Source organism: Micromonospora sp. DT228 (assembly GCF_049841595.1).
In the GTDB taxonomy this organism is placed as follows: Bacteria; Actinomycetota; Actinomycetes; order Mycobacteriales; family Micromonosporaceae; genus Micromonospora.
This window is the reverse complement of the sequence record NZ_JBNCKO010000002.1, coordinates 465,817-479,991: the sequence shown is the minus strand read 5'-3', so window position 1 is coordinate 479,991 and position 14,175 is coordinate 465,817. Positions and strand designations below refer to the sequence as shown.

The 14,175-nt window shown below is 69.0% G+C and carries 16 protein-coding genes; 2 read left to right on the top strand and 14 right to left on the bottom strand.

Annotated elements, in window-relative coordinates; genetic code table 11:
- The first annotated feature begins 14 nt into the window (after positions 1-14).
- Positions 15-563 (top strand): RNA polymerase sigma factor, encoded by a 549-nt coding sequence (locus ACLQ29_RS05545; protein ID WP_393375791.1) that lies wholly within the window; start codon positions 15-17, stop codon positions 561-563.
- Positions 564-621: 58 nt separating this feature from the next.
- On the opposite strand, the gene murA is transcribed toward ACLQ29_RS05545, so the two are convergent.
- Positions 622-2,064 (bottom strand): UDP-N-acetylglucosamine 1-carboxyvinyltransferase, encoded by a 1,443-nt coding sequence (gene murA, locus ACLQ29_RS05540; RefSeq protein WP_425770504.1) that lies wholly within the window; start codon positions 2,062-2,064, stop codon positions 622-624.
- On the opposite strand from murA, the gene ACLQ29_RS05535 reads away from it, so the two are divergent.
- Complete coding sequence (locus ACLQ29_RS05535) at positions 2,063-2,635, top strand: cob(I)yrinic acid a,c-diamide adenosyltransferase (protein ID WP_425770503.1); 573 nt, start codon at positions 2,063-2,065, stop codon at positions 2,633-2,635. The two genes, murA and ACLQ29_RS05535, sit on opposite strands and share 2 nt — an antisense overlap.
- A 526-nt stretch (positions 2,636-3,161) precedes the next feature.
- Here the strand turns inward: ACLQ29_RS05535 and ACLQ29_RS05530 are convergent.
- The 13 genes from ACLQ29_RS05530 to glyA all read right to left on the bottom strand — a co-directional run bounded on the left by ACLQ29_RS05530 (position 3,162) and on the right by glyA (position 14,159).
- Positions 3,162-3,617, bottom strand: coding sequence for a DUF2550 domain-containing protein (locus ACLQ29_RS05530; RefSeq protein WP_425770502.1), 456 nt, complete (start codon positions 3,615-3,617; stop codon positions 3,162-3,164).
- A 12-nt stretch (positions 3,618-3,629) separates the two neighbouring features.
- Positions 3,630-3,911, bottom strand: coding sequence for a F0F1 ATP synthase subunit epsilon (locus ACLQ29_RS05525; protein ID WP_357412305.1), 282 nt, complete (start codon positions 3,909-3,911; stop codon positions 3,630-3,632).
- An 88-nt stretch (positions 3,912-3,999) separates the two neighbouring features.
- Positions 4,000-5,145 carry an LCP family protein gene (locus tag ACLQ29_RS05520; RefSeq protein WP_425770768.1) on the bottom strand — a complete coding sequence of 382 codons (1,146 nt, stop codon included), beginning with the start codon at positions 5,143-5,145 and terminating at the stop codon, positions 4,000-4,002.
- Between the two features lie 224 nt (positions 5,146-5,369).
- Positions 5,370-6,806, bottom strand: coding sequence for a F0F1 ATP synthase subunit beta (gene atpD / locus ACLQ29_RS05515; protein ID WP_425770501.1), 1,437 nt, complete (start codon positions 6,804-6,806; stop codon positions 5,370-5,372).
- A complete protein-coding gene (locus tag ACLQ29_RS05510) occupies positions 6,806-7,735 on the bottom strand; it encodes a F0F1 ATP synthase subunit gamma (protein WP_425770500.1) in 930 nt (309 codons plus the stop codon). Before ACLQ29_RS05510 ends, atpD begins: the two co-directional genes overlap by 1 nt.
- Before the next feature lie 4 nt (positions 7,736-7,739).
- Positions 7,740-9,392: a F0F1 ATP synthase subunit alpha gene (gene atpA / locus ACLQ29_RS05505; protein ID WP_425770498.1), complete on the bottom strand. Its 1,653-nt coding sequence runs from the start codon at positions 9,390-9,392 to the stop codon at positions 7,740-7,742.
- A gap of 138 nt (positions 9,393-9,530) precedes the next feature.
- On the bottom strand, positions 9,531-10,352 hold the full coding sequence (locus ACLQ29_RS05500) for a F0F1 ATP synthase subunit delta (RefSeq protein WP_425770497.1): 822 nt from the start codon (positions 10,350-10,352) through the stop codon (positions 9,531-9,533).
- Positions 10,352-10,891 (bottom strand): F0F1 ATP synthase subunit B, encoded by a 540-nt coding sequence (locus tag ACLQ29_RS05495; RefSeq protein WP_357373834.1) that lies wholly within the window; start codon positions 10,889-10,891, stop codon positions 10,352-10,354. The genes ACLQ29_RS05500 and ACLQ29_RS05495 overlap by 1 nt, the downstream gene beginning before the upstream one ends.
- Positions 10,892-10,917: 26 nt before the next feature.
- Positions 10,918-11,160, bottom strand: a complete 243-nt coding sequence (locus ACLQ29_RS05490) for an ATP synthase F0 subunit C (RefSeq protein WP_357246371.1) — start codon at positions 11,158-11,160, stop codon at positions 10,918-10,920.
- A 64-nt stretch (positions 11,161-11,224) separates the two neighbouring features.
- Positions 11,225-12,022 carry a F0F1 ATP synthase subunit A gene (gene atpB / locus ACLQ29_RS05485; protein ID WP_357571795.1) on the bottom strand — a complete coding sequence of 266 codons (798 nt, stop codon included), beginning with the start codon at positions 12,020-12,022 and terminating at the stop codon, positions 11,225-11,227.
- A gap of 11 nt (positions 12,023-12,033) precedes the next feature.
- Positions 12,034-12,270 (bottom strand): AtpZ/AtpI family protein, encoded by a 237-nt coding sequence (locus ACLQ29_RS05480; protein ID WP_357246376.1) that lies wholly within the window; start codon positions 12,268-12,270, stop codon positions 12,034-12,036.
- A gap of 181 nt (positions 12,271-12,451) precedes the next feature.
- Complete coding sequence (locus ACLQ29_RS05475) at positions 12,452-12,877, bottom strand: hypothetical protein (protein ID WP_425770495.1); 426 nt, start codon at positions 12,875-12,877, stop codon at positions 12,452-12,454.
- Positions 12,870-14,159: a serine hydroxymethyltransferase gene (gene glyA, locus ACLQ29_RS05470; RefSeq protein WP_425770494.1), complete on the bottom strand. Its 1,290-nt coding sequence runs from the start codon at positions 14,157-14,159 to the stop codon at positions 12,870-12,872. The genes ACLQ29_RS05475 and glyA overlap by 8 nt, the downstream gene beginning before the upstream one ends.
- Positions 14,160-14,175 lie beyond the last annotated feature (16 nt).

The window sequence follows — 14,175 nt, the reverse complement described above, 5'->3', positions numbered from 1 at the left end:
AACGGGGTCTGGGTGTGGCAGATGATCTTGAAATCGAAACGCTCGCCGGCCGGGCCGCCACCGGCGACGCCGCCGCTCTCGACGCGCTGCTGATCAGGATCGGTCCGCAGGTCCTGCGGCAGTGTCTGCGCCTGCTCCCGTGCCGGCAGGACGCCGAAGAGGCGTGCCAGGACGCCCTTCTGCAGGTCGCTCGCAAGATAGACGGCTTCGCGGGACGGTCGAAGTTCTCCACCTGGCTGTACATCGTCACGGCCAACTGCGCCCGGCAGACGTACCGAAGCCTCAAGCGCCGGGCCGACGAGCAGGCCGTGCCACTGCTTCCGCTCGATGCCGCCGACCCGCGCACGACGAGCGTGATCGCGGGTTCCCGCCTCGACCTGCTGGACGCGCTGGAACGGCTGGAGGCGCACCGACCCGAACTTGTCGCCCCGCTGGTGATGCGTGACCTGTGCCAGTTGACCTACGACGAGATCGCCGACCACCTCGCCATTCCGATCGGCACCCTGAAGTCACGCATCCACGACGCGCGACAGCACGTACGCGCCTCGCTGCGGCCCGCCTGACCGCGCTGCGGCCCGCCTGACCGCGCGAGAAAGCACCGCAGCACGCGGCGCGGCCGCCTCAGATCTCCAGCGCCGGTTCCTCCGGGGTGGTGCCCCGCTCGACCGCCACCCCGAGGGCGCGGAGATCGGCCACGAAGTCCGGGTAACCCCTGTCGACGTGATGCACGTGGGACACCGCGGTGACCCCCTGCGCGCACAGCCCGGCGATGATCAGCCCGGCTCCGGCGCGGATGTCGGTCGCCTGCACCGGTGCGCCGGAGAGCCGAGCCCGCCCACGGACCACCGCGTGGTGCCCGTCGGTCTTGATGTCCGCGCCGAGCCGCATCATCTCGTTGGCGAACATGAACCGGCCGTCGAAGATGTTCTCGGTGATCAGCGAGGCGCCATCGCTGACCGCGGCCAGCCCGATCGCCATCGGCAGCAGGTCGGTGGCGAAGCCGGGGTACGGCAACGTCACCACGTCCACCGCCCGGGGCCGGTCGTCCATCCGTACGCGGAAGCCGTCTCCCCGGGTCTCCACCAGGCCACCGGCCGCCACGACCTTGTCCAGCGCGACCTCCAGGTACGCCGGATCCAGCCCGGTCACCGTCACGTCGCCCCTGGTCATCGCCGCCCCGAACGCCCAGGTGCCGGCGACGATCCGGTCCCCCACCGTGGCATGCCGGACCGGGTGCAGACCCGGCACCCCGGTGATCCGCAACGTGGACGTGCCCGCGCCGGAGATCCGCGCGCCCATCTGGTTGAGCATCGTGCAGATGTCGACGATCTCCGGCTCCCGGGCGGCGTTGTCGATCATCGTGACACCCTGGGCCAGCACCGCCGCCATCACCAGGTTCTCGGTCGCGCCCACGCTGGGGAAGTCCAGCACGATGTCCGCGCCGCGCAGCCCGTGCGGGGCGGAGGCGATGACGAAGCCGTGCTCACCGGAGATCTCCGCGCCCATCCGGGTCAGCCCGGAGACGTGCATGTCCAGCCCGCGTGACCCGATGGCGTCGCCGCCGGGGTGGGCCACCCGCACGTACCCCCGGCGGGCCAACAGCGGGCCGAGCACACAGATCGACGCGCGCAACCGTCGGACCAGGTCGTAGTCGGCCTCCGCGCCCGGCTGCTCCGGCACGTCGATGGTCACCGAGCGGGACCGGGCCACCCCGCCGCGGGCGACCATCGGGTCGACCGGGTCGTCCGCGTCGAACTGGACGCCGCAGCCCAGCCGGCGCAGCACCTCACCCATGATCGCGATGTCGGTGATCCGCGGGACATTCGTGATCACGCTGCGGCCCGGGGCGAGCAACGCGGCGGCCATCAGCTTCAACGCCGAGTTCTTGGCCCCCACCACGTGCACGGTGCCGGCGAGCCGGGCGTCACCGTGCACCCGGATGACGTCGACGTCGTTGACCGCCGGGTCGCCCGCGTCGCCGGGGCCCACCACCACCGGCCAACTCGTCGCGCTGTCCGGCCGCGCCGGGATCGTCAGGTCGGGAATCCGTAGGCTGTGCGTCATGGCCGTCCACCTCACGCGCATCTACACCAAGGCCGGCGATGCCGGCATGACCAGGCTGAGCAACAACGAGCAGGTGCCGAAGACCGATCCACGGATCGCCGCGTACGCGGATGTCGACGAGTGCAACGCCGCGATCGGCGTCGCGCTCGCCCTGGGTGGGCTAAACGAGGACCTGCGGGGCGTGCTGGGGTCGGTGCAGAACGACCTGTTCGACGTCGGCGCCGACCTGTCCACCCCTGTCGAGCCGGAGCCGAAGTACCCGCCGCTGCGGGTGACCGAGGAGTACGTCGAGCGCCTCGAGGGCTGGTGCGACGAGTACAACGCACGCCTGAGCAAGCTCGACTCCTTCATCCTCCCCGGCGGCACCCCCGGTGCGGCGCTGCTCCACGTGGCGCGGACCACCGCCCGGCGCGCCGAACGCGCGGCGTGGGCGCTGGTCAGCCACGATCCGGAACGAACCAGCATCCTCCCGGCAAAGTATCTCAACAGGCTCTCCGATCTGCTCTTTATCCTGTCAAGAACGGCAAATCCGGCGGGAGATGTGTTATGGGTCCCGGGCGGCAAGCGCTGACCGGCGGGTCACCGCACCACGTCCAGCTAGGGATTCCCACTCTGCCCGCCACCACGCGTAGCCGGGACCGCTTCTCGGCGCGCGTGGCGAGTCGGCCTGCGTGGCGAGTCGCCCAGCGTGGCGAGTCGGCCTGCGTGGCGCGTGCGTCGGGCGGAGTGGCGAGTGCGTCGGGCGGAGTGATCGACTCGGTTTCCTTGATGTCGGGGTGTTGTGCTGGCTGGGATGGCCCGACATCGAGGAAACCGAGTCGATCTAGGCGCTGCTCAGGCCTGGCTTGCCGCCGAGGCAGGACTCAACCAAACCGGTAACGGCAGGTGATGAAAACCGCGCCCAACCGGCGCACAGCAACAACCACGGGTTTCCGGGGGAGCCCGCCCGGCGCAGGGATCAAGCCTGACCGCCCGGAGCCGGGTGGGCTCCCCCGGAAACCCCAAGCGCAACCACCGAGCAGCCCAAGCACCCCGAGCAGCCCAAGCACCCCGAGCAGCCCAAGCACCCCGAGCAGCCCAAGCACCCCGAGCAGCCCTCAGGCAGCCGGCCAATCCTGGGAGGCCATACGCGGCGAGACCGCCCCCGGAGGAGCGGCCTCGAGCCAAGAGAGGAAACCGGTAACCGTGGACCGCGCCATGGCGATCTCCACCGGTGCGTGGTTACTGGTACAGCGGAGGATCACCCAGTCGGCCGGCATGGAGAGCCGTTCCTGACCCTCGGGCAACCGGCGGCGCTCCACGGCCAACCCCTTGCGGGAGAGCACCCGCTTGGGTCGGATCGCGAAGCTGAACATTCGGTACCACCGCAGCTCGTCCCCGGCGAACCGGCCGAAGCCGGGCGACCAGCCACGGCCGTCGAGCATCGTGGTGACTCGGACGCTGAGCCGGATGATGCCACCGCTGCGGGTGACCAGGGCTCGCCGGACGAAGAGGGTCAGCAGCGCGCCGAGGATGACGACAACGCCGATCCCGATTCCTTCGACGATGTCCATCCCCGGCGTGGCTCAGCGGCTCTGCGCGGAGACCGGGGTTGCGCTCTCGGCCAGCACGGTGACGCCGTCGGCGCTCACCGAGAGGAAGCCGCCGGCCACCTCGTAGGAGACCTGCTCACCGCCGGCGAGCTTGATGCGGACCTGACCGGGCTCCGCGAGCTGGCCGAGCAGCGGCGCGTGCCCCGGCAGGACACCGAGCTCGCCTTCGGTCGTCCGGGCGACGACCATCTCGGCGTCACCGGACCAGACCTTCTCCTCGACGGCGACGAGCTCGACGTGAAGCTGCTTTGCCACGCTGTCTCCTTGCTGCGGCGACGGATTGCCGAAAGTCTAGCCTGACGCGCACGCGCTCCCCACGCGGGTGGGAGAACCCGCGCCACGACTACTTGGTCTTGTTCACGAAGTCCGGATGCTCCAGCAGGAAGGGGTCGAGCTGCTCGCTGTGCAGGGCGGTGAAGAAGTCCCGGACGTCCGGCTGGAACTGCTCACCGAGGTAGGCACCCCTGCTGCTCTTCAGCTCTCCACCGGCAAGCTTGATCATCTGGATGGTGTTGGGGCGGATGTCCTTCAGGGCGAGCCCGAAGTCGACAACGCTGCCGCCCCGACCATTGAAGATCAGCGACTGGCCGGCAGCGCGGAGCACCTTGTCCAGCTTGATCGGGTTGGCCACCACGTCGGCGCTGAACGCCTGGCCGACCATGGCCTTGACGAACTGCTGCTGGTGGCGCTGCCGGCCGTAGTCGGAGTCCGGGACACCGTTCTTCGGGTAGCGCTGCCGGACGTAGTCCAGCGCCTGCCACCCGCTGAGGTGTTGGTTGCCCTTCTTGTAGACCGCCTGCGGGCCCACATAACCCTCGCCCCACGTCTTGCCCGGCCGCGCCTTGCCGTCCGGCTGCTTGTGCTCGGACTTGACCTCGCGCTCGATGTACATGTCGACGCCACCCATCGCGTCGACGATCTTCTGGAAGCCGGTGAAGTTGATGATGGCGCCCGCGTCGAAGCGCTTGATGCCTGTCACGTTCTGCACGGTGGTGGCCAGCAACTCGAAGCCCCGCGCCGCGTCGGGGTTGGCCTCCGGCACCTTGCTGCCGAACGACATGGCAGCGTTGATCTTCGTGGTCTCGCCGGGGAAGTCGGCCTTCTTGAACTCGGGGATCTGCACATAGAGGTCGCGCGGCAGGGAGAAGAGGTAGGCCCGGTCCATCGACGCCGGCACGTGCAGCACCATGATCGAGTCGGCGAGCGGCGCGGCCGTCGGCGTACGCGGGTCGATGCCGACGAGCAGGATGTTGAGGGGGCCCTTGATGTCGCTCTTCTTCGGCTGGGCGCCCGCCGCCTGGTCACCGAACAGGTCCGCCTTGCCGACCGCGCCCTCGTAGCGGGCCATCAGGGCCTCCGTGCCGACCAGCACCGCTCCGCTGAGCACGACCAGCACGGTGCCGAACACCGTGCAGATCCTGGCCCAGCGCGGCACGCCGCGCCAGACGGATGACTTGCGGCCACGCTTGCCGGCCTTACCCACGAGCAGCTCCGTTCGTTACGCCCACGCGAGGGAAGACGGGCGCACGTCGTCGAAAGGTTGCAAAGATCAACGCTCGTTCGGGTGAGCGCGCGGATAGAACGTATCTCGGGTTGTTGGGAACGGACGACCCCGAGTAACGGACCGCGACGATGGTAAGACGCGAAGATGAACAAAAGACTGCCCCGGCGTGGCCGGGGCAGTCTTTTTGGTTGCGGGACGAATCGGGCTTGTCAGCCCTTCATCAGCTCCTCAGCCTTGCGCTCCAGGTCCTCAAGACCGCCGCACATGAAGAACGCCTGCTCGGGGAAGTGATCGTACTCACCCTCGCTGATCTTCCGGAACGCCTCGATGGTCTCCTTGATCGGGACCGTCGAGCCCGGTACGCCGGTGAACTGCTCCGCCGCGTAGGTGTTCTGCGAGAGGAAGCGCTCGATCCGCCGGGCCCGGGCCACGGTGATCTTGTCTTCCTCGGAGAGCTCCTCGATACCGAGGATGGCGATGATGTCCTGCAGGTCGCGGTAGCGCTGCAGGATCCGCTTCACCTCGGTGGCCACCTGGAAGTGCTCGGCGCCGACGAACTCCGGGGCGAGGATCCGGGACGAGGACGCCAGCGGGTCCACGGCCGGGTAGATGCCCTTGTCGGAGATCGACCGCTCCAGGTTGGTGGTCGCGTCCAGGTGGGCGAACGTGGTGGCCGGGGCGGGGTCGGTGTAGTCGTCCGCCGGCACGTAGATCGCCTGCATCGAGGTGATGGCCTGGCCCCGGACGGAGGTGATCCGCTCCTGGAGCTCGCCCATCTCGTCGGCCAGGGTCGGCTGGTAACCCACGGCGCTCGGCATCCGGCCGAGCAGGGTGGACACCTCCGAACCGGCCTGCGTGAAGCGGAAGATGTTGTCGATGAAGAGCAGCACCTCCTGCTTCTTCACGTCCCGGAAGTACTCCGCCATGGTCAGCGCGGACAGCGCCACCCGCAGCCGGGTGCCCGGCGGCTCGTCCATCTGGCCGTAGACCAGCGCGGTCTTGTCGATGACGCCGGACTCGGTCATCTCGGCGATGAGGTCGTTGCCCTCACGGGTGCGCTCACCCACGCCGGCGAACACCGACGTACCACCGAAGTTACGGGCCACCCGGGTGATCATCTCCTGGATGAGCACCGTCTTGCCCACGCCCGCGCCGCCGAACAGGCCGATCTTGCCGCCCTTGACGTACGGGGCGAGCAGGTCGATGACCTTGATGCCGGTCTCCAGCATCTCGGTCTTCGGCTCCAGGTCCGCGAAGGCCGGGGCCTTGCGGTGGATACCCCAGCGGTCGTCCGGGGTCAGGGTCTCGCCCTCTTTGAGGTTGAGCACCTCGCCGATCGCGTTGAACACGTGGCCCTTGACGGCGTCGCCCACCGGCACGGTGATCGGCTCGCCCCGGTCACGCACCTCAGCGCCACGAACCAGGCCGTCCGTCGGCTGCATCGAGATGGCACGGACCAGGTTGTCACCCAGGTGCTGGGCGACCTCCAGGGTCAGCGTCTTCTCACCGCCGGACAGGTTCACCGTCACGTTGAGCGCGTTGAACAGGGGCGGCATGGCGTCGCGCGGGAACTCGGCGTCGACGACCGGGCCGATGACCCGGACCACGCGACCCGTGGCCGTCTTGGTCTCTACTGGTGCAGTCATCACACTTCACTTCCCGACGCGGCCAGCGCGTTCGCGCCGCCGACGATCTCGCTGATCTCCTGGGTGATCCCGGCCTGGCGAGCCGAGTTCATCTCGCGCGTGTACTTCTCGATCATGTCTTCGGCGTTGTCGGTGGCGCTCTTCATCGCCCGCCGCCGTGCCGCCGACTCACTCGCCGCCGACTCGATCAACGCCGCGTAGATCCGCGTGTTGATGTACCTCGGCAGGAGCGCGTCGAGCAGCGCCTCCGCCTCCGGCTCGAACTCGTACGCCGGCAGCAGCCCCTCGGAGCGCGGCCGGTCCTCCACCTGCATCGGACCGATGACCTTGGTGACCGGGTTCTGCGTCATCAGCGAGTGGAACTCGGTGTAGACGATGTGCAGCTCGTCGACGCCGAGCACCCCGTCCGCCCCGGCGCCGCCGTCGGCGTCGTCCGCACCGGCCGTGAACGCCTTGATCAGCGTCTCACCAACGGTACGGGCGTCCTCGAACGACGGCTGCTCGCTGAACCCGGTCCAGTTCGCCTCGATCGGCCGGTTGCGGAACCGGTAGAACCCGACGCCCTTACGCCCGATGACGTAGAGCACCGGCTCCTTGCCGTCCGCCTTGAGCCGCGCGATGAGCGACTCGGCCATCCTGATCGCGTTGGAGCTGTAGCCGCCGGCCAGACCACGGTCGCTGGTGACCAACAGGACGCCGGCCCGCCGCACCCGCTCGCGCGGGGTGAGCAGCGGGTGGTCGATCCGCGCGTTGGACGCCAGCGCCGTGAGCACACCGGTGATGGCCTGGGCGTACGGCAGGGACGCCTGCACCCGGGCCTGAGCCTTGGCGATCCGGCTCGTCGCCACGAGCTCCATCGCCTTGGTGATCTTCTTCATCGACTTCGCCGAGCGGATTCGTTGACGAAGAACGCGTACCTGGGCCGCCACGGGATCAGCTCTCGGCCGGGCGGTCGGTCGCGCCGTCGCGGAAGCGGGTCACCGTCTCGCGGTTCTCGTCGCCCTCAAGCGGTGCGGCCGGCGCGTCGTTGATCTTGCGCTCGTCGTCCTTGTTGAGGAAGACCTGCTTGAACTCGGCGATCGCCGCGTCCAGGGAGCCGACGATGTCGTCGCCCCACTGGTTGTCGGCGATACCGGCCAGCACACCCTCGTGCTTGTGCCGCAGGTACTGGAGGAACTCCGCCTCGAAGCGACGAACCTCGCCCACCGGGATGTCGTCGAGCTTGCCCTCGACACCGGCCCAGACCGAGACGACCTCCTGCTCGACCGGGAACGGCGAGTAGTTCGGCTGCTTGAGCAGCTCGACGAGGCGTACCCCGCGGTCGAGCTGGGCCCGGGAGGCCCGGTCCAGGTCGGAGGCGAAGGCGGCGAACGCCTCCAGCTCGCGGTACTGCGCGAGGTTGAGCCGCAGCGAACCGGCGACCTTGCGCATCGGCTTCACCTGCGCGGCGCCACCGACCCGGGAGACCGAGGTACCGACGTTGATCGCCGGGCGGACGCCCTGGTTGAACAGGTCCGTCTCCAGGAAGATCTGGCCGTCGGTGATCGAGATGACGTTCGTCGGGATGAAGGCCGAGATGTCGTTGGCCTTCGTCTCGATGATCGGCAGACCGGTCATCGAGCCGCCACCCAGCTCGTCGGAGAGCTTCGCGCAGCGCTCCAGCAGACGGGAGTGCAGGTAGAAGACGTCACCCGGGTACGCCTCACGGCCCGGCGGGCGACGCAGCAGCAGCGACACGGCCCGGTACGCCTCGGCCTGCTTGCTCAGGTCGTCGAAGACGATCAGGACGTGCTTGCCGCCGTACATCCAGTGCTGCCCGATGGACGAGCCGGTGTACGGGGCCAGGTACTTGAAGCCGGCCGGGTCGGACGCCGGGGAGGCCACGATTGTCGTGTACTCCATCGCGCCGGCCTCTTCCAGCTGGCCCTTGATCGAGGCGATCGTGGAGGCCTTCTGACCGATGGCGACGTAGATGCAGCGGACCTGCTTCTTCGGGTCGCCGGTGCGCCAGTTGTCCCGCTGGTTGAGGATCGCGTCCAGGGCGACAGTGGTCTTACCGGTCTTGCGGTCGCCGATGATCAGCTGCCGCTGGCCTCGACCGATCGGGGTCATCGCGTCGATGGCCTTGATGCCGGTCTGCAGCGGCTCGAACACCGACTGGCGGGACATCACGTTCGGAGCCTGCAGCTCCAGCTCGCGGAAGCCCTCGTTGGCGATGTCACCGAGCCCGTCGATCGGCTGGCCGAGCGCGTCGACCACGCGGCCGAGGAAGGCGTCGCCGACCGGAACGGAGAGAACCCGCTCGGTGCGCTTGACGCGCTGCCCCTCCTCCAACTTGGCGGAGTCACCGAGAACGACGACACCGATCTCCCGGACGTCGAGGTTCAACGCCACGCCGAGCGTGCCGTCCTCGAACTCCAGGAGCTCGTTGGTCATGGTCGAGGGCAGGCCCTCGACGTGGGCGATACCGTCGCCGGTGTCGGCGACGGTGCCGACCTCCTCGCGGGAGACGTCGGACGAGTAGGAGGAAACGTAGCGCTCCAGGGCGCCGCGGATCTCCTCCGTCGAGATGGTCAGCTCGGCCATCCTCTGCTTCCTTAAAATTCAGGGGCCCGGGATACCAAGTACCAACCGGTCCGAATGGCGTCTGTCAATCCGGGCGCTGTGCGGTGGTCCGCCCGAACGGCGGGCGGCGGTGCCGCTCAGACCGCTGGGCGAAGCCGCTCAGCGCTTCGCGAGCGCGTTGCGGGTCTCGTTGAGGCGGCGCAGGATGGTGCCGTCGTACAGGTCGGAACCGACCCGCACGCTCACGCCACCCAGGACCTGCGGGTCGACCGTCTGCTTGACGGAGACCTCTCGACCGTATATCGCGGTGAGGCTCGCACCCAGTCGGCGCTCGTCCTCGTCACTCAACGGGGCCGCCACGATCACGTACGCCACCTGCCGGTCGCGTCGCTCGGCGGCGAGTTCGACCAGCCGGGTCAGCGCGCCGGTGAAGGAGCGCCCCCCGAACCCGCCGAGCGCCACCTCGACGAGGCGGACGGTGACCGGACGGGCCTTGTCGGCGAGCAGCTCGCGGGCCAGGGTGGCCCGCTGCTCGACCGGGGCGACCGGGTCGGCCAGCGTGTTGCTCAGTGCCGACTGACCCGAGACGACCTGGCCGAAGCGGAACAGCTCGTCCTCGACCTCGCCCAGCTCGCCGGCGGAGTCAGCGCTGGCGAGCAGCGCTTCCACGCCGAGGCGCTCGGCGCCGTCGAGCAACTCCGACGGTGCCGACCAGCGGCCGGAGACCAACGCCACGAGCAGGTCGAGCGCGTCGGCGCCGATCCGCCCGCCCAGCATGTCGCCGAGCAGGGCGCCGCGGTCCTCGCCGGAACGAGCCGGCTCGGACAGGGCCCGGCGCAGCCGCGGCTCACGCCGCAGCAGGGTCGCCACGGAGAGGATGGCGTCGGCGGTGGAGGTCACCGCCGACGGCTCCGCGCCGCGGACGTACGCGTCGAGGCGCTCGGCCGCGACCTTGTACGACTCCCGGCTGGCGGCCTGCATCAGCGGGCCCCCGTGCTCTCGAGGCCGCTCAGGAACCGGTCGACGGTGCCCTTGCGTCGCGCCTCGTCGGCCAGCGACTCGCCAACGATCTTGCTGGCCAGGTCCACCGCGATCGTGCCGACCTCCGCGCGCAGCTCGCGCACGATGGTGGCCCGCTCGGCGGCGAGTGCGTCCTTGCCCGCCTGGATGACCCGGTCGGACTCTTCCCGCGCCTTGGCGAGGATGTCCTGTCGGATCCCCTCGGCGTCGGCCCGCGCGTCGTCACGGATCTTGGCGGCGTCGGTGCGGGCCTCAGCGAGCTGGGCACGGTACTGCTCGAGCAGCTGGTTCGCCTCGGCCTGAGCGGCCTCGGCGCGCTTGATGCCGCCCTCGATCGCGTCGACCCGGGCCTGGAACGTCTGCTCCATACGGGGGAAGACGAACTTGATCAGTACGAAGCAGAGCACGGCGAAGGCGACAACGCCGACCACGATCTCCTCGGGAATGGGGATGATCGGGTTGTGGTCTGACTCACCACCCTCAGCGGCGAGGAAGTACATGGGTGACCTCCCGGTCGACGAGCGGATTAGAGCTCTCCCTGCCAGATGAAGCCGAAGGCGATGCCGAACAGCGCGAGCGCCTCGATGACGGCGAAGCCGATCCAGACGTACGGCAGGGTCATCCGCGACGACTCGGGCTGGCGGGCGGTCGACTGGATGTAGGCGGCGAACACCAGACCAACGCCGATGCCCGGGCCGATGGCCGCGAGGCCGTAGCCGATGGCGGCGGTGCTGCCAACGACACCTTCTGCGGCGGCGACGTAATCCATTAGTGGTTCCTCCTGGTTATCACGCGTGTCTCTCACGCGGGACGACAACGGATGGTGCGGTGGATCAGTGCTCTTCGGCGAGCGCGCCCTGGATGTAGCTGGCGCTCAGCACCGTGAAGACGTAGGCCTGTAGGACGATGACAAGCGCTTCGAGAAGGGTCAGCGCCACGGTCATCACCCAGGACACCACCGAGATCGGTGCCAGCCAGGCGTTGGCGTTGATCATCGCGAAGCCGCCGAGCGTGAAGACCAGCAGGAGCATGTGGCCGGCGAACATGTTCGCGAAGAGACGAACGGCCAGCGAGAACGGCCGGATGATGAAGGTCGAGAACGCCTCGATCGGGATCAGCAGCGGCAGGATGTACCACGGTGCCGGCGGGATCAGGGCGTGCTTGAAGTATTTGGCGAAGCCATGGTGCCGGATGCCGATGTAGTTGAACAGCACGTAGCTGATCACCGCGAGGATCGCCGGGAAGGCGATGTGCGAGTTCGGCGAGATCTGGAAGAACGGGATGATCGCGAACGCGTTCGTCACCAGCACGAAGCAGAACAGCGTCGTGAAGTACGGAGCGAACCGCACACCCTGGTGACCGATCATGTCGACCGAGATGTTGTTGCGCACGAAGCCGTAGATCGACTCGGCGAACCACTGCTTCTTGGTCGGCACCAGCTTCGGGTTCCGGTAGGTCGCCAGGAAGAAGATGATCAGAACGCCGACGGCGATCCAGACCATCAACGTGAACTTGGTGAACCAGTAGGAGTCGTGCGCACCCCAGGGCAGGATGCTGGGCAGGTAGAAGTCCTCCTTGCTAGGTGGGAATTCTGCCTGGCCCGCTGCCAGGACGTTCGCCTGTCCGAACACCGCGTCCCTTCCTAAGTAGGCGTGCCGAGTCGGCGGATGACCAGGATGACTCCCCCGGCCATGCCGAGCACGAAGCCGATCCCGGTGGCGACGCCACCGGTGTCGAGCCACTGGTCGACCAGCCAGCCGATGAAACCCCACACGAGCATGCCTCCGATGAGGTAACTCAGCGCGGTCCAGCCCTGACCGGCACCGGACGGATAGTCGTCCGGTTGACCGGGGGGACGGGGGGTTTGGTCATCAGCCATGACGGGGCGAACGATATCAGCCGGGAAGACGAGGCTGTGCCTCACCCCCCGCACAACCATCGTTGTGTGGGCTTCTCGTGGGCGCCGTCGTCTGTGGGCACGCTACTCCCCTTCCGCCCGTCGGAAAATGACCGGAGGCCGACACATTGCAGCGCGTCCGCTGGTTGGGACGACCGCCAGGTCAGCCGTGCGGCCGACGAGCGTGCACCGTGGTCAGCCACCAGAGGTGCACCGCTGTCCACACTGCCACCCCGACGACGATGCCAAGGCAAAGAGGGATCAAACCGGGCCACCCGGTCGACGCCACCGCCACCAGCACCGCACCCAGCAGGCTGAACTTCAACACGTACAGGCCCAGGCCGAGCGGCAGCAGCAACTGCGGGTTGACCTCGTCGGCCCGGGCCAACACCACGGTGGTGAGCGTGTAGCTGAACACCGTGACGCCCACGCCGGCCGCCGCGCCGAGCGCGGCCGTCGCGCCGCCGGTCACCCCGCCCACCACCGCGGCGACCGCGGCGAGCGCCGCCGACGCGGCCAACAGCACCGGCAGGTGCCGCAGCCGCCACCGCCGGTCGGTGTCCGGCGCGACCGCCCCGGGCTCAGCCACGGGGGTACGCCGGGAACGCCGCGACCAGCTCAGCCACCTCGGCACCGAGCCGGGTCAACCCGTCGGCCCCGCCCGGGGCGCCGGGATCGGTGCGCACCGCGCGGGCGATGAGCGTCGCCACCTGGCGCAGCTCCCCCTCGCGCATGCCCTGCGTGGTGACGCTCGGCGTGCCCACCCGGATGCCGGAGGCCACCATCGGCGGCTGCGGGTCGTACGGGATGGCGTTCTTGTTCAGGGTGATCGACGCGGCGTCGCAGCGTCGCTCGGCCTCCGCGCCGGTCACCCCCAACTCCCGTAGGTCGATCAGGGCGAGGTGGGTGTCGGTGCCGCCGGACACCTGGCGCATCCCCTCGTCGGCAAGCCCGGCCGCGAGCGCCTGGGCGTTGCTGACCACCTGCCGGGCGTACGTCTGGAACTCCGGCTGGGCGGCCTCGCGAAGGGCGACCGCCTTGGCCGCGACCGCGTGCATCAGCGGACCACCCTGGGTGAACGGGAAGACTGCCTTGTCGATCCGCTGCGCCAGCGACTCGCGGCAGAGGATCATGCCGCCGCGTGGGCCGCGAAGCACCTTGTGGGTGGTGGCGCAGACGACGTCCGCGTACGGCACCGGGGACGGGATCGCCCGGCCGGCGACCAGGCCGATGAAGTGCGCGGCGTCCACCATCAGGTACGCCCCGACCTCGTCGGCGATCTCCCGGAACCGGGCGAAGTCGATCAGCCGGGGGTACGCGGTGGCACCACAGATGATCAGCTTGGGTCGGTGCGTCCGCGCCAGATCGCGTACCTCGTCGTAGTCGATCAACTCGGTGTCCGGCCGGACCGGGTAACCGACCGGGTGGAACCACTTGCCGGAGAAGTTCACCCGACTGCCGTGGGTGAGGTGCCCACCGTGCGGCAGGTCCATCGCCAGCACCGTGTCCCCCGGCTGCACCAACGCGGCGTACGCGGCCAGGTTGGCGCTCGCGCCGGAGTGCGGTTGGAGGTTGGCGTGCTCGGCCCCGAAGAGCTCCTTGGCCCGGGCGATGCCGATCTCCTCGGCCCGGTCCACCTCGGCGCAGCCGCCGTAGTAGCGCCGGCCCGGGTAGCCCTCGGCGTACTTGTTGGTGAGCGTCGAGCCGAGCGCGGCAAGCACCGCCGGCGAGGTCAGGTTTTCGCTGGCGATGAGCTGCAGGCCACCCCGCAGCCGGTCCAGCTCGCCGAGGACCACCCCGGCGATCTCCGGGTCGGTGGCCCTGAGCTGGGCGAAATCCGGCCCCCAGAAGGTGCTCGTGTCGGTCTCCACAGCGAACGAGTCTAGG

Excerpts from the sequence above, each read along its gene's own strand:
- ACLQ29_RS05535 (WP_425770503.1), top strand. The coding sequence starts at position 2,063 with ATGGCCGTCCACCTCACGCGCATCTACACCAAGGCCGGCGATGCCGGC.
- murA (WP_425770504.1), bottom strand. The coding sequence starts at position 2,064 with ATGACGCACAGCCTACGGATTCCCGACCTGACGATCCCGGCGCGGCCG.
- ACLQ29_RS05530 (WP_425770502.1), bottom strand. The coding sequence starts at position 3,617 with ATGGACATCGTCGAAGGAATCGGGATCGGCGTTGTCGTCATCCTCGGC.
- atpD (WP_425770501.1), bottom strand. The coding sequence starts at position 6,806 with ATGACTGCACCAGTAGAGACCAAGACGGCCACGGGTCGCGTGGTCCGG.
- atpA (WP_425770498.1), bottom strand. The coding sequence starts at position 9,392 with ATGGCCGAGCTGACCATCTCGACGGAGGAGATCCGCGGCGCCCTGGAG.
- ACLQ29_RS05500 (WP_425770497.1), bottom strand. The coding sequence starts at position 10,352 with ATGCAGGCCGCCAGCCGGGAGTCGTACAAGGTCGCGGCCGAGCGCCTC.
- ACLQ29_RS05495 (WP_357373834.1), bottom strand. The coding sequence starts at position 10,891 with ATGTACTTCCTCGCCGCTGAGGGTGGTGAGTCAGACCACAACCCGATC.
- ACLQ29_RS05490 (WP_357246371.1), bottom strand. The coding sequence starts at position 11,160 with ATGGATTACGTCGCCGCCGCAGAAGGTGTCGTTGGCAGCACCGCCGCC.
- ACLQ29_RS05480 (WP_357246376.1), bottom strand. The coding sequence starts at position 12,270 with ATGGCTGATGACCAAACCCCCCGTCCCCCCGGTCAACCGGACGACTAT.